This is a genomic window from Bradyrhizobium sp. LA2.1 (assembly GCF_040547725.1).
GTDB lineage: Bacteria > Pseudomonadota > Alphaproteobacteria > Rhizobiales > Xanthobacteraceae > Bradyrhizobium > Bradyrhizobium barranii.
The window spans coordinates 123,807-144,858 of sequence record NZ_JBEPQI010000002.1 but is presented as its reverse complement, the minus strand read 5'-3'; the positions used below and the strand labels follow the sequence as shown (position 1 = coordinate 144,858).

Genomic DNA, 21,052 nt, shown 5'->3' with positions numbered 1-21,052 from the left:
TTAGAACCGTTCTCACGGGAGTTGTTTCCGGCTCACTTCGCAGCGCAGCCGGGGCGCCCTTGCGGACAGCTCTGCAGGCCGCCCACACCGGCTCCGGGCATTGCCCAAGATTTGCGCGCGGATCGTTCGCGCCGGGAAAATGCAGCACTGCACACCGTAGTGTCACGGAGCTGCCTAGACAGTGCAAAGCTTTCCAATTGTTTAGGATTCCGAACCGATAGTGCTGTTTACACTGGAACTTGGCGTGTATTATACAAGCGCGCTGGAACCCTATGATTGCTCCACAATTCGTAGTTTTGGGCGTAAGAGCCAACGAGCCGACATGAAAAAAACACGGCCGATCCTCTGGATTCTGATCATCGCGGCCGTGGCCTCCGCGGGTTACTATGGCTGGCAGAAATTCGGCTCGCCCGAGGCCGGAAAAACCCAGACGGCTCAGAAGGGCCCGGCGCGTCCGCCCGCCATCCCCGTCAGCGTTTCGCCGGTCCAGAAGGCCGACTTTCCGGTATACCTGACCGGTCTCGGCACGGTTCAGGGCTTCAATACGGTACAGGTCCGGAGCCGGGTTGACGGCCAGATCGACAAGATCGCCTTCAGCGAAGGCCAGATGGTCAAGCAGGACGAGCTTCTGGTCTCGATCGATCCCCGGCCCTATCAAGCCACGCTCGACCAGGCCAAGGCCAAGAAGGCGCAGGACGAGGCGAATCTCGCCAACGCCAACCTCGAGCTCCAGCGCGCCATGAAGCTTGGCGAGTTCGCAACCGCGCAGCGGGTCGACACCCAGCGTTCCACCGTCGCGCAGCTGACCGCCCAGATCGCCGCCGACGAAGCCGCCATCTCCAACGCGCAGACCCAGCTCGACTACACCCAGATCAAGGCGCCGTTCACCGGCGTGGCCGGGCTGCGCCTGGTCGACGTCGGCAACATCGTCAACGCCTCCACGCAGACGGGAATCGTGACGATCTCGCAGGTCGAGCCGATCTCGGTGATCTTCACCGCGCCGGAAGATCAGCTGCCCTATATCAGCGAAGGCCAGAAGGCCGGTGCGCTCAAGGTGATCGCGTTCACCACCGACGGGAAAAAGACGCTTGCCGAAGGCAAGCTCGCGGTCATCAACAACCAGGTCGACACGACCAGCGGGACTATTCGGCTCAAGGCGGTGTTCGACAACAAGGAACACACGCTGTGGCCGGGGCAGTCGGTTTCGACGCGCCTTCTGGTACGCACCCTGAAGGACGCGACCGTGGTTCCGGATGACGCGGTTCAGCATTCGACCAACGGCCTCTACGCCTATACCGTCAATCAGGACAACAAGGCGGAAGTGCACAAGATCAAGGTCAGCTACGCGATCGACGGCCGTTCGGTCGTCGACGAAGGCTTGAGCCCGGGTCAACAGGTGATCACCGGCGGCCAGTTCAAGGTCCAGCCCGGAAGCCTGGTCTCGACGGCCGTAGCAAGCTCGGATCCGAGCCAGAACAAGGTACGACAGGAATGACCGAGGGCGGGATTTCGGCACCTTTCATCCGTTATCCCATCGGCACCTCGCTGCTGATGGCCGGCATCCTCTTCGTCGGTCTCGTCGCCTATCCTCTGCTGCCGGTCGCGCCGCTGCCGCAGGTGGACTTCCCGACCATCCAGATCACGGCCAATTTGCCGGGCGGCAGCCCCGAGACGATGGCCTCGTCGGTGGCCCAGCCGCTCGAGCGGCAATTCGCCCAGATCCCCGGCATCGCCCAGATGACCTCGACGAGTTATCTCGGCACCGCCTCGATCACCATCCAGTTCGACCTCAACCGCAGTATCGACGGCGCCGCCAACGACGTGCAGGGCGCCATCAACGCCGCAAGCGGCCAGCTGCCGAAGAATCTGCCCTCGCCGCCGACCTACCGCAAGGTCAACCCGGCCGACGCGCCGATCCTGCTGCTCTCGGCGACATCCGATACACTGCCGCTGACCACCGTCAGCGATGCCGTCGACGCCCAGCTTGCCCAGCAGATCAGCCAGCTCTCGGGCGTCGCCCAGGTCTTCATCGGCGGCCAGCAGAAGCCCTCCATCCGCATTCAGATCGACCCGGCGAAACTCGTCGCCAAGGGCCTGTCGCTGGAGGACGTGCGCAGCCAGATCGCGATCACCACGGTCGACAGCCCCAAGGGCAATATCGACGGGCCGAAGCGCGCCTACACGATCTACGCCAACGACCAGCTCACCCAGTCCAAGGACTGGAACGACGTCGTCATCGCCTATCGCAATGGCGGTCCGCTTCGAATCCGCGACATCGGACAGGCGGTGAGCGGCGCCGAGGACGCCAAGCAGGCAGCCTGGGCCAACGGCAAGCGTGGCGTGTTCCTGGTGGTGTTCAAGCAGCCGGGCGCCAACGTCATCGAGACCGTCGACCGGATCAAGGCCACCCTGCCCCGCCTCGTCGCGGCGATTCCGCCCGCGATCAAGATCGAGTTGATCAGCGACCGCACCACGACCATCCGCGCCGCGGTCGAGGACGTCCAGTTCACGCTGCTGCTAACCATTGCCCTCGTGGTCATGGTCATCTTCGTCTTCCTGCGCAGCTTCTGGGCGACGGTCATCCCCACCATCACGGTCCCGCTGGCGCTACTGGGCGCGTGCGCCCTGATGTGGGTGGTTGGCTATTCGCTGGACAATCTGTCGCTGATGGCGCTCACCATCGCGGTCGGCTTCGTCGTCGACGACGCCATCGTGATGCTCGAGAACATCACGCGCTACATCGAGGAAGGCGAATCGCCGATGGCGGCCGCCTTCAAGGGCTCCAAGGAAATCGGCTTCACCATCGTCTCGATCAGCATCTCGCTGGTCGCGGTGCTGATTCCGCTGCTGCTGATGGGCGGCATCATCGGACGCCTGTTCCGCGAGTTCGCCGTCGTGCTGGCGATGACCATCTTCGTCTCGATGTTCGTGTCGCTGACGCTGACGCCGATGATGGCCTCGCGCTTCCTGCGCGCCCATGGCGAGGTGACCCACGGCAAGTTCTACCAGTGGAGCGAACGCGCCTTCGATGGCATGCTGCGCGGCTACGAGTACGTTCTCGATCATGCTCTGGCCTGGCGCCGCACCACGCTCCTGATCTTCTTCGCCACGCTCGGCCTGTCGATCTATTTGTTCATCCTGATCCCGAAGGGCTTCTTCCCGCAGCAGGACGTCGGCCTGATCACCGCGACCTCGGAAGCGTCCCAGGACATCTCCTTCGCCGAGATGCAGCGCCGCCAGGTCGAGCTCGGCAAGATCGTGATGGACGATCCCGACGTCGCCACGATCGCGATGAACATCGGCGGCAGCGGCCGCGCCGGCAACAACGGCAATTTGTTCATCACGCTGAAGCCGCGCAACGAGCGCAACGCGTCGGCGCAGGAGATCATTGCCCGGCTGCGTCCCAAGCTCGAGAAGGTGTCGGGCGCCCGCCTCTACATGCAGGCGGCCCAGGACGTCCGGCTCGGCGGCCGGCCGACGCGCACGCAGTTCGAGTTCACGCTACAGGATGCCGACCTCACCGAGCTCAACGACTGGGCGCCGAAAATCCTCGCCAAGATGCAGACGCTGCCGCAACTGCGCGACGTCGCGACCGACCAGCAGACGCAGGGCACCACGGTCCAGCTCAAGATCAACCGCGACACCGCATCGCGCTACGGCATCCAGCCGCAGCTGATCGATGACACGCTGTACGACGCCTTCGGACAGCGGCAGGTCACGCAGTATTTCACCCAGCTCAACACCTACAAGGTGATCCTCGAGATCCTGCCGGAGATGCAGGGCAGTCTCGACAGCCTGAACAAGCTCTACCTGAAATCGCCGCTGACCGGCGACCAGGTGCCGCTGTCGACCTTTGCGACCTGGACCACCGATCCGGTCCGCCCGCTCTCGATCAGCCACCAGGGCCAATTCCCGGCGATCACGATCAGCTTCAACCTCGCCCAGGGCGTCGCGCTCGGCCAGGCCACCGAGGCCGTGCAGAAGGCGATGGCCGATCTCGGCGCACCACCGACCCTGAATTCGAGCTTCCAGGGCACCGCGCAGGCGTTCCAGCAGTCGCTCGGCACCGTGCCGCTGCTGATCCTCGCAGCCCTCGTCGTGGTCTATCTGATCCTCGGCATTCTCTACGAGAGCTACATCCACCCGATCACGATTCTGTCGACCCTGCCCTCGGCCGGCGTCGGCGCGCTCCTGATCCTGATGGCGGCCGGCTTCGACTTCAGCTTGATCGCGCTGATCGGAATCATTCTCCTGATCGGCATCGTGAAGAAGAACGGCATCATGATGGTCGACTTCGCCATCGCGGCCGAGCGCGACGAACACAAGACGCCGGAGGAATCGATCCGTCAGGCCGCGCTGCTGCGCTTCCGGCCGATCATGATGACGACGATGGCCGCCCTGCTCGGCGGCGTGCCGCTGATGCTCGGCCACGGCACCGGCGCCGAGATCCGCCAGCCGCTCGGCTACGCCATGGTCGGCGGCCTGATCGTCAGCCAGGCGCTGACGCTGTTCACCACCCCGGTGGTCTATCTCTATCTCGACGAGCTCAACAACTGGTTCTCGGGCTGGGGCCGTTCGGGTGACGGCAAAGGTCACGAGGCGCCCGAGCACAACACCGTCAAGCAGGCCGCCGAGTAAGCTTGCACCGCGGCTTCCGCGACGCTACAGCGAGGCCCTCGGTTCACGCCAACGCGGTCTCGCCATGTCCATGCAATCCAGACTTGTCGCCCTCGCCGCCGCCCTTCTGCTGTCGACAGGCGGCGCGTATGCCCAGCAGAGCGCCAAAAAGAACGCCGCTTCCCCTGCACCGGCCGCACAGCCCGCGCCAGCTCCGACCCAGCCGCAGGCTGACGGTGCGCAGCAAGCCGGATGGGTCGTGCGCTGCACCAGCGTCAGCCGCGACGCACCGCTGGAATGCGCAATGGAGCAGAACGCGGTGCTGACCAAGACCGGCCAGACCATCGTCCTGATCAACATCCGCATCGCGCCCGACACCCGTACGCCGGTGGCGCTGCTGCAATTGCCGCTCGGCCTCAACCTGCCCGTCGGGGCCAAGCTCCAGGTCGACGAGGGCAAGACATTCGACCTTCAGATCCAGACCTGCGAGAACCGCGGCTGCTACGCCTCGACGCCGATCGCGGCGGACCTGCTCGCGGCCTTGCGGTCGGGCAAGCAGCTGAAGGTCTCCTTCCAGAACATGGCCAAGGAGGCGATCGCGATCCCGATGCCGCTGGGCGATTTCGCGGCGGCCTACGACAAGATCAAGTAAGGCCCACACTGTCATCGCCCGTCTTGTGCGCAATTGCGCACTGGGGCGGGCGATCCAGTACTCCGAGACGGTCAATCGATAGGCCGCGACGTACTGGATGCCCCGCCTGCGCGGGGCATGACACCGGTTCTCGCCGCCCAACCTCCCGTCCCTATTGCCGCGCCATCTGCGCGTTGCCGACGGCATCGCCGTCGAGCTTCTGGTCGTTGTGCATGGTGACGGTGACGCGCAGCAGCCGCCCCTCGAACTCGAACGGCGCCTCGTAATGCGACACGGGGCTGCCGCGGTCACGGCCGATGTCGAGGCCGGACCACGAGATCAGCGTGTGGAAGCCGAGCTGGGTCTGGAGCGACCCCGCCGGCTTGCCGTCGATCAGCAGCGTGTATTCGGTGACGCCGGTGCGCGAGCCTTTCGCCGGCGGCTCCTTGCGGACGAGCCGCTCGACATGCACCCCGAGCCGCCGCGCGCCTGACGGCACTTTCCGGTCCGATCGAACGACCTGGTGGCTGCCGCCGATGTTGAGGTCGTGCACGAGATGGCCGTCCCTGACGTAGAGGCTGTAGCCTGACGTCGCGTCGCCATGCGAGATCAGCACGCCATCGGCGCCCTGCCCGTCGGTCTCGACATGCGCCTCGATCGTGTAGCTGCGGCTGCGCACGTCAGGCGCGACATCGGTCGGCACGTGGCCCATGCCGGCGTGGAAGACGAAATGGTGGCGCGCACCATGGAAGCGCGCGGCGTTCTCGGCGAAGCGCGGACCGAAGCGGTCGTCGAGCGGCAGCACCTTGTGCTTCTCGGCCTCCGCCCACCACGTCGCGATCATTGCTGCCAGACGCTCCGGCTCCTTTGCGGCGAGATCGTCGGTCTCGGAGAAATCCTGGTCGAGATGAAACAGCTCCCATTTGTCGTTCTCGAACGGCGTGCCCGAGGGATGGAAGGCGACCGCCTTCCAGCCGCCCTGCCAGAGGCCGCGATGGCCGAACATCTCGAAATATTGCGGCGAGCTCTTTGAGGGCGCGGACGCATCCGTGATCGAGCGCGCAAAGCTCTCGCCTTCCAGCGGCATCTGCGGGCACCCCGCGATCGTGCTGGGAGACTCGACGCCGATCAGCTCCAGTAGCGTCGGCGTGAGGTCGCAGGCGTGGACGAACTGGTGCCGCAGCTCGCCTTTGCCTGCGATCTTCTTCGGCCAGTTGATGACGAAGGGATCGCGGATGCCGCCGCCATGGGTGTTCTGCTTGTAGCGCCGCAGCGGCGTGTTCGACGCCATCGCCCAGCCATGCGGGAAATTGCTGTGGGTGTCGGGACCGCCGATGTCGTCGATACGGCTGAGCTTCTCGGCGATCGGCTCCGGCTTGAAGTTGAACGGGCCCATCGCGTTGACGAAGCCGAGCGGCCCGCCCTCCTGGCTCGCGCCGTTGTCGGACATCACGATGATCACGGTGTCGTCGCGAATGCCGGCCGTTTCCAGGAACGAGACAAGCCGAGCAAGATGCCGATCGGAATGATCGAGCATGCCGGCGAAGGCCGCCTGCAGGCGGGTGAAGACGCGGCGCTCGTCGGCCGAATGCTCCTCCCAGGCCTTCACACCGTCGTTGCGCGCCGGCATCCGCGTTCCCTCAGGCACCAGCCCCATCGCCTTCTGGCGTGCCAGACGCCGTTCGCGCTCGACGTCCCAGCCGTGCGCGAATTCGGCGTCATAGCTCATGATGATATCGGCCGGCGCCTGATGCGGCGCGTGGCAGGCGCCAAGTGCGACCCAGGTGAGCCAGGGAACGTCAGGACGGTCGGCGACATGGTCGCCGATGAATCGGATCGACTGGTCGATCAGATCCTCGGTCAGATGATAGCCGTCCGCATACGTGCCCGGTGGATCGATATGCGCGTTGTCGGAGACGAGCTCCGGCGCGTACTGGTCGGTCTCGGCATCGAGGAAGCCGTAGAAGCGGTCGAAGCCACGGCCGAGCGGCCAGCCGTCGAACGGGCCGGTGGCTCCGCTTTCGGTCAGCGGCGTGACATGCCATTTGCCGACCATGTAGTTGCGATAGCCGTGGAGGCGCAGCATCTCGGCTAGCGTCCCCGCCTCGCGCGCGATCTTGCCGCGGTACCCGGGATAGCCGGAATCGAAATTGGCAAGGCAGCCGACGCCGACCGAGTGATGATTGCGTCCTGTCAGCAGCGCGGCGCGCGTCGTCGAGCACATCGCCGTGGTGTGGAATCCGGAGTAGCGCAGCCCCTCCGCGGCGAGCCGGTCGATGGTCGGCGTCTTGATTGCCGAGCCGTAGCAGCCGAAATCGGAGAAGCCGACGTCGTCGAACAGCACGACCAGGATGTTCGGCGCGCCCTCGGGCGGCCTTGGCGCCTCCGGCCACCAGGGTTTCGACTCCGCGACCGTCTTGCCGACGGTGCCGCGGAACGGCGTGCCGCTGTTTGCGCTCATCTGCTCCTCCCGATGTTGCCCGGCGGCTGCGGTTGACCCGCGGCTCGGCCACGCCTAAATTATAATCCGAATTATGATTATTGTTTTTGACGGATGCAAGGGCGGATGCGACCAAGCTCGGACGAACCGGATTTCGACCTGCCCGGCGTTGCCCCGTCGCGCCAGAAGCGCAGCCGCGAGACGACCCTGGCGCTGCTGCGCGCCGGCGCCGACATGCTGCGCACGCGCAGCCTTGCCGAGCTGTCCATCGAGGCGCTCTGCACCGAGGTCGGCGCCACCGTCGGCGCCTTCTACAGCCGCTTCGAGAGCAAGGAGGCCTATTTCAACGCACTGATGGCGCTGGCTGCGCGCGACGGCGAACAGCGGCTGGGCGACATGCGGCGACCGTCACCGGATACGGACCTCGACAAGCTCTGCCACACCATCGTCAGCGGGATCATCGCCTGGATGCGCAACCACGAGGGCGTGCTGCGCGCCGCGCTTCAGCACGATGACACCCGTCCGGACAAATGGACGCCGTTCAAGGCCCTCGCGAAGGCAACGACGGAACGCGCGACCCCTCTCCTGCTCCCGGCCATGGGCAAGGGGCGCAAGGCCGCCAAGACCCGCACGATCGCCTTCGGCTTCCAGGTCGTGCTGGGCACGCTGGTGAACGCGATCCTCAACGATCCCGGGCCGCTGTCGCTTGGATCAAAAGAGATGGAGACGCGGCTGGCCGGTTGCCTGTTGCTGTTGCTCCAGGCGGAGATCAATCAGTCGACGCCAAGATAGGCCTTCTGCACCTGCGGATCCTGTGCGAGCGCCGCGGCCGTGCCGGACAGTACGCTCTTGCCGACCTGGAGCACGGTCGCGAAGTCCGAGACTTCCAGCGCGAGCTCGATCGACTGCTCGGCGAGCAGGATGGTCAGGCCCTCGCGATGCAGGCGGCCGAAGGTCTCGTACATGGATTCGACCACCGCCGGCGCGAGGCCGAGCGACGGTTCGTCCAGCATCAATAGCTTCGGATCGCTCATCAACGCGCGGCCGACCGCGAGCATCTGCCGCTCGCCGCCGGACATGGTGCCGGCGCGCTGGTTGCGGCGTTCCTTCAGGCGCGGGAAGATCTCGTAGACGCGCTCAAGCAAATTGGCCTGGCGCGACTTGTCGTGCAGCGGCGTCGCGCCGAGCATGAGGTTGTTCTCGACGCTCTGCTGCACGAACAGCCGCCAGCCTTCCGGCGACAGCGCCAGCCCCTTGCGCACAATCGCAAAGGCCTTCTGGCCGGCGATGTCCTCGCCGCGAAAGCTGATTGATCCGGAATGCACGGGAATGAGACCCGCAATCGCGTTCAGCGTCGTGGTCTTGCCGCCGCCATTGGAGCCGAGCAGCGCGACGACGCTGCCCTCCGGCACCTCCAGCGAGACGTCGGAGACACCGATGAGGTCGCCATAGCGCACCTCGAGGTGCTCGATCCGAAGAAGCGCGCCGCTCATAGGTCCCGCCCGCCCATCAGCTCGACCGGCGTATGGCCGGCCGCGGCCTTCGCCGCGCGTTTGCCGAGATAGGCTTCGATCACCGCCGGGTTCGAGGTGACCTCGCGCGGCGAGCCGCGGGCGATCTCCTTGCCCTGGTGAAACACCATCACGCGGCTCGCGAGCGACATGATCACTTCCATGATGTGCTCGACGATGACGAGCGTGATGCCGGAACGGTGGATGTCGCGGACGAGATCGATGGCGAGCCTCACCTCGTGGGCGTTGAGCCCGGCCATGGCCTCGTCGAGCAGCAGCACCTTCGGCTCGGTCGCCAGTGCGCGGGCGATCTCCAGCCGCTTGCGGCCGGGTGTGCCCAGCGAGCGCGCCGGCGCATCCGCGAGCCTGCTCATGCCGACGCGCTCCAGCACCGCGCGCGCCCTGGTCTCGGCCTCGTGGCGATGCGAGGTGCGCAGGAAGGCGCCGATCATGACGTTCTCGAGCACCGTCATGCCTTCAAAGGTCTGCGGCACCTGGAAGGTGCGCGCAAGCCCGAGCCCGGCGCGCTGCTCCGGCGCGAAGTCGGTGATGTCGGTCCCCTCGAACAGCACGCGGCCCGAGGTGGTCTTGAGGTCGCCGGTGAGGCAATTGAAGAAGGTGGATTTGCCGGCGCCGTTCGGGCCGATCAGGCCGAGAATATCGCCCTGCTCCAGCGTGACGGACGCATCGTCCACCGCCTTGAAGCTGCCGAACGCCTTTGTGATCCCGCGCGCCTCAAGGAGCATGGCCGGCTCCCTTATCTGCGCCGGGCTTGCGTCGTCCCATGAACAGGCTGAGCAGGCCGCCGGGCTGGAAGCGCGCGATCAGCACGATGATCGCGCCATACAGGACGAAGGTGAGGCCGGCCCCCTTGCCGCCAAGCCAACTGTTGGAGATCTCCTCCAGCGGCACGAGGATCGCGGCTCCCACCAGCGGACCGAACAGCAACCCCGCCCCGCCCAGCGCCGCCATGATCAGGATTTTGACCGAGATCAGGATGCCGAGCCCGGACTCGGGATCGACGAAGCCGAACATCATCGCATAGAGCGCGCCGGCAACGCTCGTCAGCGCCGCGCTCAGCATGTAGGCGTAGAGCTTGGTCCGGCTCGCGGGTGCGCCCAGGGAACGCGCGGCCCTCTCGGAATCCTTGATCGCGCGCAGATAGAATCCCATACGGCTGTTGGTCATCCACCAGGTGATGAACAGCGTGATCACGAGGACGACCAGGAAGAGGTAGTAGTACGGCAGCGACGACAGGAACGAGAGATCGAAGATGTTGCGGGGGACCGTTGGACCGGAAAGACCCACGGCCGCGCCGAGCCAGTCGGTGTTGGTGACGATCAGCCGCACGGTCTCGGCGACCGCGATCGTCGCCATGCTGAAATAGTGACCCGACAGCCGTAGCGTCGGCACGCCGATGATCGCAGCGAGCCCCACCGCCAGCACGATCCCACTGGGGATGCCGAACAGCGGCGACAGCCCGAACTTGGCGTAAGACCCCATCGCGGCATAGGCGCCGCAGCCGAAGAACACGACGTGGCCGACCGACACCTGGCCGGCATAGCCGCCGACGATGTTCCAGGCCGACGCGGCGATGGCATAGAGCAGCACCAGTGCGCCCAGGCGCTGCTGGAACGGCGAGGACAGCAGCAACGGATAGGCAATCGCCAGTGCTGCGACGATCGAGAGCCAGATCAAGCGCCGCATTGCAGCTTTCTCATCAGAGCTTGCCCATCAGGCCTTGCGGCCGGAACCAGAGGAAGGACAGGAACAGGACATAGACGACGATGTCCTTGTAGACCGCACCGATCAGATAGCCGGAGAGCGACTCGATCACGCCGATCAACAGGCCCGCGACGAGCGCGCCGGGCACGCTGCCGAAACCGCCGAGGGACACCGTGACGAAGGCGACGATGCCGAGCGTCTCGCCGACCGTCGGCACGATGTAGAAGAAGTTCGCGATCAGCGCGCCGGCAAGGCCGGTGGCGCCGGCCGCGATGGCCCAGGCGATCGCCTGCATGGTATCGGGCCTGATGCCCATGAGCTGAGCCGCGGTCTGATCCTCGGCCACCGCCAGCATTTTTGAACCAAGCGATGTGCGCGTCAGAAGCAGATGGAGGCCGAATGTCACCAGCAGCGCGACGACACCGGCAAGCAGCCGTGAGGCTTCGATGCGCAGGCCCGCAAACGCATAGGTGCCGCCGACGATATTCGACGGCATCGACAGGAAGTTGGCGCCGAACCACCAGAACACGGAATAGCGCAGCAGCAGCGCGAGCCCGAACGTGCCGAGGATCTGCGCCAGCATCGGCCCCTTCATGATGTCGCGGATCAGGGCGAAATAGACCACGACCCCGACGGTCGCGAGCACCAGTGTCGCCAGCGGCGCGCCGAGGATGGGCCCTCCCCCCATCAGGGTGTAGACGACATAGGCGACGTACATGCCGAGCATGACAAAGTCGCCATGCGCGAAATTGACGATGTTCATCATGCCCCACACCAGCGTGAGGCCCGAGGAAAACAGGGCGTAGACGGCGCCAAGCAGAAGCCCGCCGACAATCACCTGCACGAGTACGAAGGACATGAGCTGCGTTGCTCTGATCAAAACATTCTGGGAAAGGCGGGACGCGCGGTCCCGCCTTCAGGCAATCTCACCAGCCCTTGTAGGGCAGCACCGGCGCCTTCTCGGCATTGGCCTTCGGCCATACCGCGACGTAGTTCTCGCCATCCTGGAGCTGGATGATGGCGCCGGAAGCCAGGATGTTCTGGCCCTTGTCGTCGAACTTCACGCCCTTGTAGCCGATCATGAGCTGCTCGGGCTTCAGGTCCGTCGCCTTCAGCGCGGCCTGGATCTTTGCAGGCTCGGTCGAGCCCGCGCGGTCGATGGCATCGGCCAGCACGAAGAAGCCCTGCATCTGCCGGGCGACCGTGTCGTCCATCTCCTCGCCGCTCTTCTTCTTGTACATGTCGGCGATGATGGCGGACGCCGAGCCCGGCGGTCCCACGACCCAGGACGAACGGTTGAAGACGCCTTGCGAGATCTTGCCGACGGCCTTGGTGAAGGACGGATCGGAGTAGCCGGCATCGTCGGCCAGCAGCACGGCCGGCTTGTAGTCAAGCGACTGCATGGTCTTGGCGAACAGGATCGCATCCGACGTGTAGCTGATCATGATGACGACGTCGGGCTTCTTGTCCTTGAGCTGGAGCACCTGGCCCTGCAAGTCGGTCGCATTGACGGGATAGGCGATGTCGAGCGCGATCGGCTGGCCCTTTTCCTTGAAGGCGCCGGCGATCGTGTTGGCGACCGAGGTGCCGTATTCGGTGTTGTCATGGACCACCGCGACGGCGTCGGTCTTGGCACCCTGCGCCTTGATGTCGGCGAGGAAGTCGACATAGATCTTGGCGAAATCGGTAGCGATCGGCGTGGTGCGGAAGAACCATTTGAAGCCGCGCTCGGTGAGATTGGCGGCGACCGATTCCGAGTTCAGGAAGGGAACGCCGTATTTCTCGGCGATCGCGCTCGACGTCAGCGTGACGCCAGACTGGTAGGAGCCGAACACGGCCGCCACCTTCTCTTCCGTGATCAGGCGCAGGGCCTGGTTCTGGCCCGTCGCCGGGTTGCCCTGGTTGTCGGCGAACACAGCCTCGATCTTGGCGCCGCCGAGGCCGGCAAGGCCGGCGTTCTTCGCCAGCGGCAGATTGCCAAGCTCAGGATGAGCATTGTTGATGATGTCCATGGCGACCTCGAGCGCCGCCTTGGCGTGCGCACCGATCGAGGCGGTGCCGCCGGACATCGGCATGATGACGCCGATCTTGATGACCTTGTCCTGGGCCTGCGTGCCGGAGCCCAGCGCAAGGAAGATCGCGGCTGCGCAAAACAGCCCGGTGACGTGCTTGAAATTCATCAAATCAGACCTCCCAAAGGGTTTCCCCGACCAAGCTATTTTGGAAGCTGCAGGCTAAGCGCCCGCTTCCGTTTGTTTATGCCTGGTGGATCTAGGATGGCATGCCAGCCGGACACCGGCAAGGTGAAACGGACTTGCGCAATGCTGCATGGGAGGCAGCGAACGCGCCAGTGCGGGCGGCGTTCAAATCCGGCGTCGTCCGGCGCGAACGCGGTAACCCGAACGGCGGACGTCATTGCCATCTGCAGGGGTGGGTTAACGCTGCGACTGCGCCAAGCGCGGTCCGCTGGCGTAACCCGGCTCCCGTGTGTTTCCGCGAACGCAGAGGCGGTGGGTTACGCTGCCGCCAACCCACCCTGCGAAACGCCGTCAGCCGACAACGTCGCTCGCCCGCAGCAGCGTCGTGAAGCCGCCATAGATCATGCGCTTGCCGTCGAAGGGCATGTCGGCGCCCTTGAGCCGCTCATCGGCCATCACCTTCTTGTTGACGGCATCGCGGGTCTCCCGGTCACGGTAGACGATCCAGGAGAACACCACGACCTCGTCCTCCGTCGCGATCACCGCGCGCGGAAACGAGGTCAATTCGCCATAGGGCACGTCGTCGCCGATGCACTCGACGTAATCGAGCGCGCCGTGTTCCATCCACACCGCGCAGGCCTTTCGCGCCAGCGCCTTGTAGGCCTCGATCTTGTCCTTCGGCACGGCCAGCACGAAACCATCGACATAGGGCATCACGGGATCTCCTTTGGGTTGCCTGCCCCAAGGACGTAGCGGCGCACGGCGATCCGACTCGTCATCGCACCCGCAAGGTGAGGCAAACTGTCGCGAGGGTTTCGTGCGCTACTTCACATTTGAAGCTCGCCGCGCCGTGACATCATCCCGGACGTTTGCGCTCGCACATCGGCTACTTCAGATTGCAGTTGAGAAGGCAGCTTTCATGAGCACCCGCCTGTCATTGCTTTGTGTCCACGGCGTCGGACACGCGGAGATCGACGCCGAGTTTCGAAAGTCATGGTCCGAGGCGATCATACGCGCCGTCCAATCCGTCGATCAGAGCCTCAACCCGGCCATCGACTTCCTCTCGTATGACGACCTGTTCGACAAGAGCCCGCCCAACCTCGTCACCTATAGCATCGCGCTGGCGAAACTGCTGGCGAGCGCGACCGTCCACGGGATCGGTGATCTGCTCGCGGGCACACGCGGCCTCGATGACGTACCAACCCTGATCAGATGGACTGCGGGCATGGTCGCCCAGTGGTCGGTGGATGAGCAGCTGCAGGCCGCGCTGCGCGGCGCAGTCCTCGACAAGCTGAAGAGCGGCAACTACGACGTTGTCCTGGCTCACAGCCTCGGCTCGCTGATCTGCTACGACACGTTCGTGCGCAACCCCGCTGCGATCAGGGACAAGGTCTTCGTCACGTTCGGCTCGCAGATCGGCAATCCCGCGGTGCGCGACATCTTCGCAGGCCGCATTCAGGACCTTCCCTGCCGGAAATGGTACCATCTGTTCAACCGGGAAGATCGCGTTCTCACCTATCCGCTCGAGATCGCCGCAGACAATTTCCAGCAGGTGCTGACACCGTTCGATGTCCCCAACGATCTCCTGAATCACAACGCGACCTGGTACCTGTCGCGCCCCGAGACCGTCGCCACCGTCTGGCACGACGTGGTCCCGGTGCCGACGTCCCGCTCCATCGTCAGCGCCGCGCGGGGGATTGCCCGCATTGACGCCCGGCCGACCCGCCGCGCCCTGCTGATCGGCATCAACGACTATCCCAAACCCGCGGACAGGCTCGAAGGATGCGTCAACGACGTATTCCTCATGAGCTCGGTGCTACAGGAAAGCGGCTTCAAGCCGGACGAAATACGCGTCGTGCTCAATGAGCGGGCGACGGCGCAGGGCATCATGGAAAGGCTTCACTGGCTGCTCGAGGGCGTCCGCGACGGTGACCAGCGTATGCTGTTCTACTCGGGCCATGGCGCCCAGATTCCCAGATACAGCCCGAGCGGCGCACCGGATAGCGTCGACGAGTGCCTCGTTCCCTATGATTTCGACTGGACGCCCGAGCACGCCATTCTCGACCGCCAGTTCAGCCAGCTCTACTCACAGCTTCCATACGACTGCTATTTCGTCGCCATGCTCGACTGCTGCCATTCCGGCGGCATGACACGTGACGGCGGTCCACGCATCCGCGGCCTGACGCCGCCCGACGATATCCGCCACCGGGCGCTGCGGTGGGAGGCAAGCGAAGGCATGTGGGTGCCGCGCGAGTTCCCTCCCCTCAACGAGAGTCTGAGCAAGAGCAAGAACGGCGCCGACTATCTCGGCGACAACGGCGCCACGCAGCGGCTCGGGCGCAGCATGGCGCTCCGCACCCAGCCCGACAAGGAATACAACAAGACGCGGGCCGAGCTCGGGCATCACGGTCCTTATCTGCCGATTCTCCTCGAGGCCTGCCAGGAGCAGGAGCTGTCCTATGAATATCGTGACGGCGTCACGTCGTATGGCGCCTACACGTTCTGCATGGCGAAGGTGCTGCGCGAACAACGAGACCGCAGCGCCAATCCGTCGTTCCAGGAGCTGAGCGAGCTCGTCACGGTCAAACTCCGTCGCCTCAAATACAACCAGACGCCCAATCTCGTTGGCGCCAAGACGCGCATCAGCGCGAAAATTCCATGGGGCGCGGCAGATGCAGGTCGCGGCCAGCGACGGGCGCCGAAAAAGCGTGCCGCCAAGACAGGCCGGAAGAAGCGCCGCTAATCGTTTCGCCTTGCATCGCCGCGCGGCGCATCGCGGGCGCCATGAGTCCGGCCAACGCGCCGAGGCCGCACCGACGACGGGGAGGCCTGCCGACGGCACGTCAAGCTCGCGGCGCGGGCCTGATTCAGAGCAGGTTATGATCTGGGTAAATCGCCCGGAACTGGCTGGGGAACCTGGATTCGAACCAAGACAAACAGAGTCAGAGTCTGTTGTGCTACCGTTACACCATTCCCCACCGAAGCGCTTGATATCACAAGACTTTCTTCGGAAAGTTTTGCAAGCCGCAGCAAAAGTTTTGCAAATCAGCGGCGCGCTGGCGCTCATATAGCCGCGCCGGCGTTCGCGGTCTAGCCCCTCTGTGAGCATCGCAGCTTGTTCGCGCTGCGTTCGCGCCGTAGCGGCACGTCCGCCCTCACCCGCGGCCGGCTCCGGCAATCAACACCAGGAGACCTGGCACGCCTGCCTCGACGACGTCCACATGCCACGATCAACGGGCGCGCCAGCGTGCCGCTTCACGTCGATCAATGGGGATGGTCTGTCGGCTTTACCCAGGCATGATGCGCGCGCTCGACGCCGGCACGCCGCAGCCGACGATCGCCCCAACGAAGCGCGGGCGGGTTTACAGGCCGATCCGCTGACCTAGTCGCCCAAGACCACAGATCGCTTGCCATAGAATTCACCGACGCAATCATTCGGCAGCTGGCCCGGATTTTTGGTTAGCTCACCGTCCATCAGCATGGACGGCTTGACCGATCTCTTGGGGACGACAACATCCAGGTCTTTGGTCCTCCGAAGAAATTGATGTCTCTGGACACTCTCGCTCCAGAAAGTCGCGAATTGCGACTCCTCGGCGCGGACGTATCCCAGCGCTACGCTATCGAGGAGCAAAAAAGAAAGGAGCCCGCATGCCACCAGGGCCGTCATGCGAACATGGGCATGATGGCCCAGGGAGGGAAGGAAGCGGGCAGCCAGGGCGACGACGCAGCCCCCTCCGGCAAGAAGAAAAACCACCACCTCATTCCGCCCTCGCGTCGCGAGATCCTCCGCCGTCGCAAAATAGGCAATGACATAAGCGGGTAGAGACCAGCGAGCACCGCCGCCACGAGCCCGACGATCAAGACCAGCAGCCGCGCCGCCGGCCTCGGTTGCGAAGGCACCACGAAGACCGAAAACAACGCCACGAAACCGAGCCAGGCCCACGTCGCGGATTCGGTGTAATGCCGAACCAGTTCGAGCCACAGATAGTACAACCCCATCGAGAAAGAAGCGGCGATCTTCCCCCCCTCCGGATATGCCGCCATCCGGACCGCATTCCCCGGTGACAAAAGCAGGATCGCAAGTCCGATGAAGGTCGCCGTCAGCATCGCTGCATGGCCCGCCAGTTGCGGGCGAGGATGGTAGAACGCTCGATAAAGGGCAGAACCGGCGACGAGGGCTACGATCCAGAATGGCGTGAACTCGTTGGCCAGAGCACCCAGGAAGCCGATTGCGGAGAGAACGACGATTTGGCCGGTCGAGAGCACGGTTTCGTTCGCTGCGGACCGCACCAGCTCAACGAGGATGATGATCACGAAGAGGGCGGGAACCATGTAGGACGCACTGCCCGAGATCCAGTAAAGCATCTCCCGCAGACTGATCGCCAGAACGAAGCTCGCCGCGCAGAGCATTGCACCCGCCAAAAATCTCTCTGGCCACGACAGGCCGGTCCACATTCGACCAGCCCAATAAACGCTGACTGCCAAGAAGATGGCCATGCCGCAAATGAGTATGACCGGATAGACGACCAAATAATCGACGCCTGTCACCTTGCTGACAACGGCGGGGGCGGCGATCGCCACAAGCGAGGTCAGTCGGCCCATCTGGTGCAAATAATAGGATTTGACCATTCCGACGAGACCCATGCTGTTGACGCGGTTCGTCACGCAATAATCGTCGGATTCAGGCATCGCATAGAGCGCGATGGACGCGAGCCAGAGCAGGATGAAGAGAGCGACAGAAGCGGCCACGATAGGCATCACGTCCGGCATGCGGCTTCCGAGGCGCACAGGAAATCCCCCAAATCGACAGAACAAAGCGGCAGCAACGAGAGAGCGAACAGCCCCGAATGCAACCCTCGTTATGCAACGCGGCACAGAAGATCACAAGGTTCCGCGGGCAAACAATCGAAAGGCTAGTTCGAGCCGCAGACTCGAACCACGATCTCAGCCTTGCCGTTCGCGATCATCACCTGGCCGTATTCGTCCTGCGGCGGGCTCTCCTCGTAGCGGAGCGGGATCGTGGTGATCGCTTCCTGCGCTTCGCCGCCCGGCTGCTGCGTGTTCACGTCGAGGATCAGGATCTTCGGATTGATCCCCTGCGGCGAGCGCCTGGTCAGCCGGGCCTGCCAGCCATCGGTCGGTACTCTCACGTCGCCGACCATGACCAGCTTGGGCGGCGCGCCCGGCGCCCGGTCGATCCAGGCCTTGAAGGTGTTTCTCAGCAGGACAGTCATGACACGTCTCTCCTTTGCCAAGCTGCGAATTGTCCGACCTCGTCCCGACGTGCGGCGCCGACCTTTCGCCTATCAAATCGGCGCAACGTGACGGACAGATATCAGGCCCCGACAAATCACCCGATCACCGCCTCCCCCTCCGACCAGGCTCTCAAGTCCCGGCCGCCACTTTGGCGCGGATTGCGTCAGCGACTGCCGGAGCCTTACCGCCAAGCGCCTTCACGGCCGGCAAGTTTTCCGGCCCGCCGACGGCTTTGGAGGCTTCCGCAACCTTGTTGATGTCGGGGACACTCTTCTTCACGAACGCGTCGATGAAGTCGGCGCCAGCGTACCCGGCCGCCAGGACGCTCAGGAGAAATTGCCGGCCGATTTCCTTCGGCTCGACCATAAGCCCCGCGGAGATCCCCGCCACGCATCCGATAACGATCGACACCAGAAACGCCGACCCGTCAAACACGTCCTTGAAGCGGCGGGGGCTCGTGAGGAAGCCGAGCCGACAGCGACCCGATCGTCATCTCCGGATAAGCTACCACCCCTATTCCAGCTTGATATTCGCCGCTTCGATCACCTTCTTCCACCGCTCCGTCTCGGAGGCGATGTAGGCCTTGAAAGGTTCGGAATCGACCGCAACCGCGGCCGCGCCGAGCTCGGCCATCTTCTGCACCGTCTCCGGCTGCTGCATGAAGGCGCGGATCTCGCCCGACAGCTTTTCGACGATGGGCTTCGGCGTGGCCGCGGGAACGAAGAAGCCGTGCCAGGCCACGGCCTCGAAGCCCGGCAGGAATTCGGCGACGGCCGGGATTTCCGGATCGAAGGCGGCGCGCTTGGGCGTTGCCGTGGCGAGCATCGCGAGCTGGCCGGTCTTCACCTGCGGCAGCAGCAGCGGCACGTTGTCGAAGGCAAGATCGATCTGGCCGCTCAACAGATCCGTCAGCATCTGGCTGGACCCCTTGTAGGGCACATGCACCATCTTGGTGCCGGTCATCTGTTGAAACAGTTCGGCGGCAAGATGCTGCGAGGTGCCGACGCCGGCCGAGCCGAACGAGACCTTGTCCGGGTTCGCCTTCAGATAGGCGATCAGCTCCGGCACGGTGCGCGCCTTGATCTTGTTCGGATTCACCACGAGCACGTTCGGCACAACGCTGATCTGGGCGACCGCGACCAGGTCCCTGTCCGGCTGGTAGCTGAGCTTGGGCCCGTAGAGCGTGGGGTTGATCGCGAGCGCGGAGGTACTGGCAAGGCCGAGCGTGATGCCGTCAGGCGCCGATTTCGCCAGCCGCGTCACACCGAGGATCGAGCCGGCGCCGCCGACATTCTCGACCACGAACGGCTTGCCGAGCTTCATTTGCAGATGGTTCGACACCATGCGCGCGAAGATGTCGGCGGTGCCGCCGGCGGCGAAGGGCACGATCACCGTCACCTGCTTGGACGGATAGCCGTCCTGCGCCTTTGCCGGCGACGTTGCCAGCAGCACGGCTGACACAAGACCAAGCCACATCGATCGCATCGAAGTTTCCTCTACTGTTACAGTTTTGTTGATTGGGTGCCGCGCGCGGTGGAGGTGACTAGAACGCGACCTCGTACATGTTCAGGATCGCATCCCGGCCGAGGTCTCGCGGATTATTGTCGAGCAGGCGGCGAATGGCGTGCGCCTCGTCGGCCATGACGCCGAGATCGCCCTTGGGCACGCCGAGCGCGGACAGACGCATCTCGATGCCGAGGTTCTTGCAGAAATCGTAAGTGGCGTCGAATGCGAGCTTCGCATCGTTCCGTGCCGGCAGGCCGAGCGCCGCCAGCACCGCGACCGTCTTCGCCTCGACTGCCGGCATGTTGAACGCCAGCGTATGCGGGAAGATCACGGCACAGGCGAGCCCATGCGCGACATGATGGCGCGTGCCCAGCGGATAAGCGACGGCATGCCCGGCGGTGGTGTTCACCGGCCCGAGGCAATAGCCGCCATAGAGCGAGGCCAGGGAGAGACCCGCGCGTGCCTCGCGATCGCCGCCGTCGGCGACCGCCCGCTTGAGATATTGCCCGACCAGCCGCGCGCCCTCGAGCGCATAAAGGTCGATCAACGGATGCGCCTTGCGGCTGGTGTAGGCCTCGACGCAATGCGCCAGCGCATCGACGCCGGTGGCCGCAGTGACCTCCTTCGGAACGGTCATTGTGAGATCAGGATCGACGATGGCGATATCAGCAAGCATGAAGCGGCTCTGCACCGCCTGCTTGTTCTGGCTGACGGGATCGGTGACGAGCGCGCGGGTGCCGGCCTCGCTGCCGGTGCCCGACGTGGTCGGGATCTGCATCAGCGGCACGCTGCGGCCGGCGACTTTTTCCGGCCCAACGATATCGGCAAAGGCCACGCCGCTCGTGCAGAGCACTGCGACCAGCTTGGCGAGATCCATCGCGCTGCCGCCGCCGAAGCCGACGACGAGATCAGGCGCGACCTCTTTCGCCATCGCCACCGCCTTCTCCAGATTAGGCAGGTCCGGTTCAGGCTTGACGTCGCCAAACACTTTCACTGCACCCGGCAGCGCCAGCGCATCGACGCGGCGCGCATTGAACGGATCGGAAATCACCAGCGGCCGTCTGGCGCCGATCCGCTCGGCGAAGCGCGCAGCAGCCGTGATGGTGCCGTTGCCGAATTCCAGGATGGTGGGACGTTGGATTTCGATGGGCGTGAAGGCGTTGGTCAT

Annotated in this window: 17 protein-coding genes and 1 tRNA gene; 5 read left to right on the top strand and 13 right to left on the bottom strand. The window is 64.5% G+C overall.

Annotated features, from left to right (window positions below; translation table 11 throughout):
* Positions 1-322: 322 nt before the first annotated feature.
* From ABIB95_RS03570 to ABIB95_RS03560, 3 genes are all read left to right on the top strand, one after another.
* Positions 323-1,495: an efflux RND transporter periplasmic adaptor subunit gene (locus tag ABIB95_RS03570; protein ID WP_071914957.1), complete on the top strand. Its 1,173-nt coding sequence runs from the start codon at positions 323-325 to the stop codon at positions 1,493-1,495.
* A complete protein-coding gene (locus ABIB95_RS03565; protein WP_354237930.1) occupies positions 1,492-4,638 on the top strand; it encodes a multidrug efflux RND transporter permease subunit in 3,147 nt (1,048 codons plus the stop codon). Before ABIB95_RS03570 ends, ABIB95_RS03565 begins: the two co-directional genes overlap by 4 nt.
* A 64-nt stretch (positions 4,639-4,702) precedes the next feature.
* Positions 4,703-5,269 (top strand): invasion associated locus B family protein, encoded by a 567-nt coding sequence (locus tag ABIB95_RS03560; protein ID WP_063983864.1) that lies wholly within the window; start codon positions 4,703-4,705, stop codon positions 5,267-5,269.
* 151 nt (positions 5,270-5,420) lie between these two features.
* On the opposite strand, the gene ABIB95_RS03555 is transcribed toward ABIB95_RS03560, so the two are convergent.
* Positions 5,421-7,709 carry an arylsulfatase gene (locus ABIB95_RS03555; RefSeq protein ID WP_354237929.1) on the bottom strand — a complete coding sequence of 763 codons (2,289 nt, stop codon included), beginning with the start codon at positions 7,707-7,709 and terminating at the stop codon, positions 5,421-5,423.
* A 105-nt stretch (positions 7,710-7,814) separates the two neighbouring features.
* Between ABIB95_RS03555 and ABIB95_RS03550 the strand changes: the two genes are divergently transcribed.
* Positions 7,815-8,480: a TetR/AcrR family transcriptional regulator gene (locus ABIB95_RS03550; protein WP_354237928.1), complete on the top strand. Its 666-nt coding sequence runs from the start codon at positions 7,815-7,817 to the stop codon at positions 8,478-8,480.
* Here ABIB95_RS03550 and ABIB95_RS03545 read toward each other — a convergent pair.
* The 6 genes from ABIB95_RS03545 to ABIB95_RS03520 form a co-directional block, all read right to left on the bottom strand.
* On the bottom strand, positions 8,462-9,181 hold the full coding sequence (locus ABIB95_RS03545; RefSeq protein WP_014496007.1) for an ABC transporter ATP-binding protein: 720 nt from the start codon (positions 9,179-9,181) through the stop codon (positions 8,462-8,464). The two genes, ABIB95_RS03550 and ABIB95_RS03545, sit on opposite strands and share 19 nt — an antisense overlap.
* Complete coding sequence (locus tag ABIB95_RS03540) at positions 9,178-9,945, bottom strand: ABC transporter ATP-binding protein (RefSeq protein ID WP_071914964.1); 768 nt, start codon at positions 9,943-9,945, stop codon at positions 9,178-9,180. The genes ABIB95_RS03545 and ABIB95_RS03540 overlap by 4 nt, the downstream gene beginning before the upstream one ends.
* Positions 9,935-10,906, bottom strand: coding sequence for a branched-chain amino acid ABC transporter permease (locus ABIB95_RS03535; protein WP_354237927.1), 972 nt, complete (start codon positions 10,904-10,906; stop codon positions 9,935-9,937). The genes ABIB95_RS03540 and ABIB95_RS03535 overlap by 11 nt, the downstream gene beginning before the upstream one ends.
* 13 nt (positions 10,907-10,919) lie before the next feature.
* A complete protein-coding gene (locus ABIB95_RS03530; RefSeq protein WP_354237926.1) occupies positions 10,920-11,783 on the bottom strand; it encodes a branched-chain amino acid ABC transporter permease in 864 nt (287 codons plus the stop codon).
* A gap of 67 nt (positions 11,784-11,850) precedes the next feature.
* Positions 11,851-13,104 carry an ABC transporter substrate-binding protein gene (locus ABIB95_RS03525; protein WP_354237925.1) on the bottom strand — a complete coding sequence of 418 codons (1,254 nt, stop codon included), beginning with the start codon at positions 13,102-13,104 and terminating at the stop codon, positions 11,851-11,853.
* A gap of 369 nt (positions 13,105-13,473) precedes the next feature.
* A complete protein-coding gene (locus tag ABIB95_RS03520) occupies positions 13,474-13,836 on the bottom strand; it encodes a DUF1428 domain-containing protein (protein ID WP_247311907.1) in 363 nt (120 codons plus the stop codon).
* Positions 13,837-14,041: 205 nt separating this feature from the next.
* Here ABIB95_RS03520 and ABIB95_RS03515 point away from each other — a divergent pair, with 205 nt between their 5' ends.
* A complete protein-coding gene (locus ABIB95_RS03515) occupies positions 14,042-15,865 on the top strand; it encodes a caspase family protein (protein WP_354237924.1) in 1,824 nt (607 codons plus the stop codon).
* 161 nt (positions 15,866-16,026) lie between these two features.
* Here ABIB95_RS03515 and ABIB95_RS03510 read toward each other — a convergent pair.
* From ABIB95_RS03510 to ABIB95_RS03485, 6 genes are all read right to left on the bottom strand, one after another.
* A tRNA-Gln gene (locus ABIB95_RS03510) sits at positions 16,027-16,100 on the bottom strand.
* A gap of 685 nt (positions 16,101-16,785) precedes the next feature.
* Positions 16,786-17,892: a DUF6056 family protein gene (locus ABIB95_RS03505; RefSeq protein WP_354237923.1), complete on the bottom strand. Its 1,107-nt coding sequence runs from the start codon at positions 17,890-17,892 to the stop codon at positions 16,786-16,788.
* Positions 17,893-18,035: 143 nt separating this feature from the next.
* Positions 18,036-18,356: a hypothetical protein gene (locus ABIB95_RS03500; RefSeq protein ID WP_063983883.1), complete on the bottom strand. Its 321-nt coding sequence runs from the start codon at positions 18,354-18,356 to the stop codon at positions 18,036-18,038.
* 151 nt (positions 18,357-18,507) lie between these two features.
* Positions 18,508-18,789 carry a hypothetical protein gene (locus tag ABIB95_RS03495; RefSeq protein WP_166094982.1) on the bottom strand — a complete coding sequence of 94 codons (282 nt, stop codon included), beginning with the start codon at positions 18,787-18,789 and terminating at the stop codon, positions 18,508-18,510.
* Between the two features lie 102 nt (positions 18,790-18,891).
* Entirely contained in the window at positions 18,892-19,863 is a 972-nt protein-coding gene (locus tag ABIB95_RS03490; RefSeq protein WP_354237922.1) for a Bug family tripartite tricarboxylate transporter substrate binding protein, read from the bottom strand.
* A 58-nt stretch (positions 19,864-19,921) separates the two neighbouring features.
* Entirely contained in the window at positions 19,922-21,052 is a 1,131-nt protein-coding gene (locus ABIB95_RS03485; RefSeq protein ID WP_354237921.1) for an iron-containing alcohol dehydrogenase, read from the bottom strand.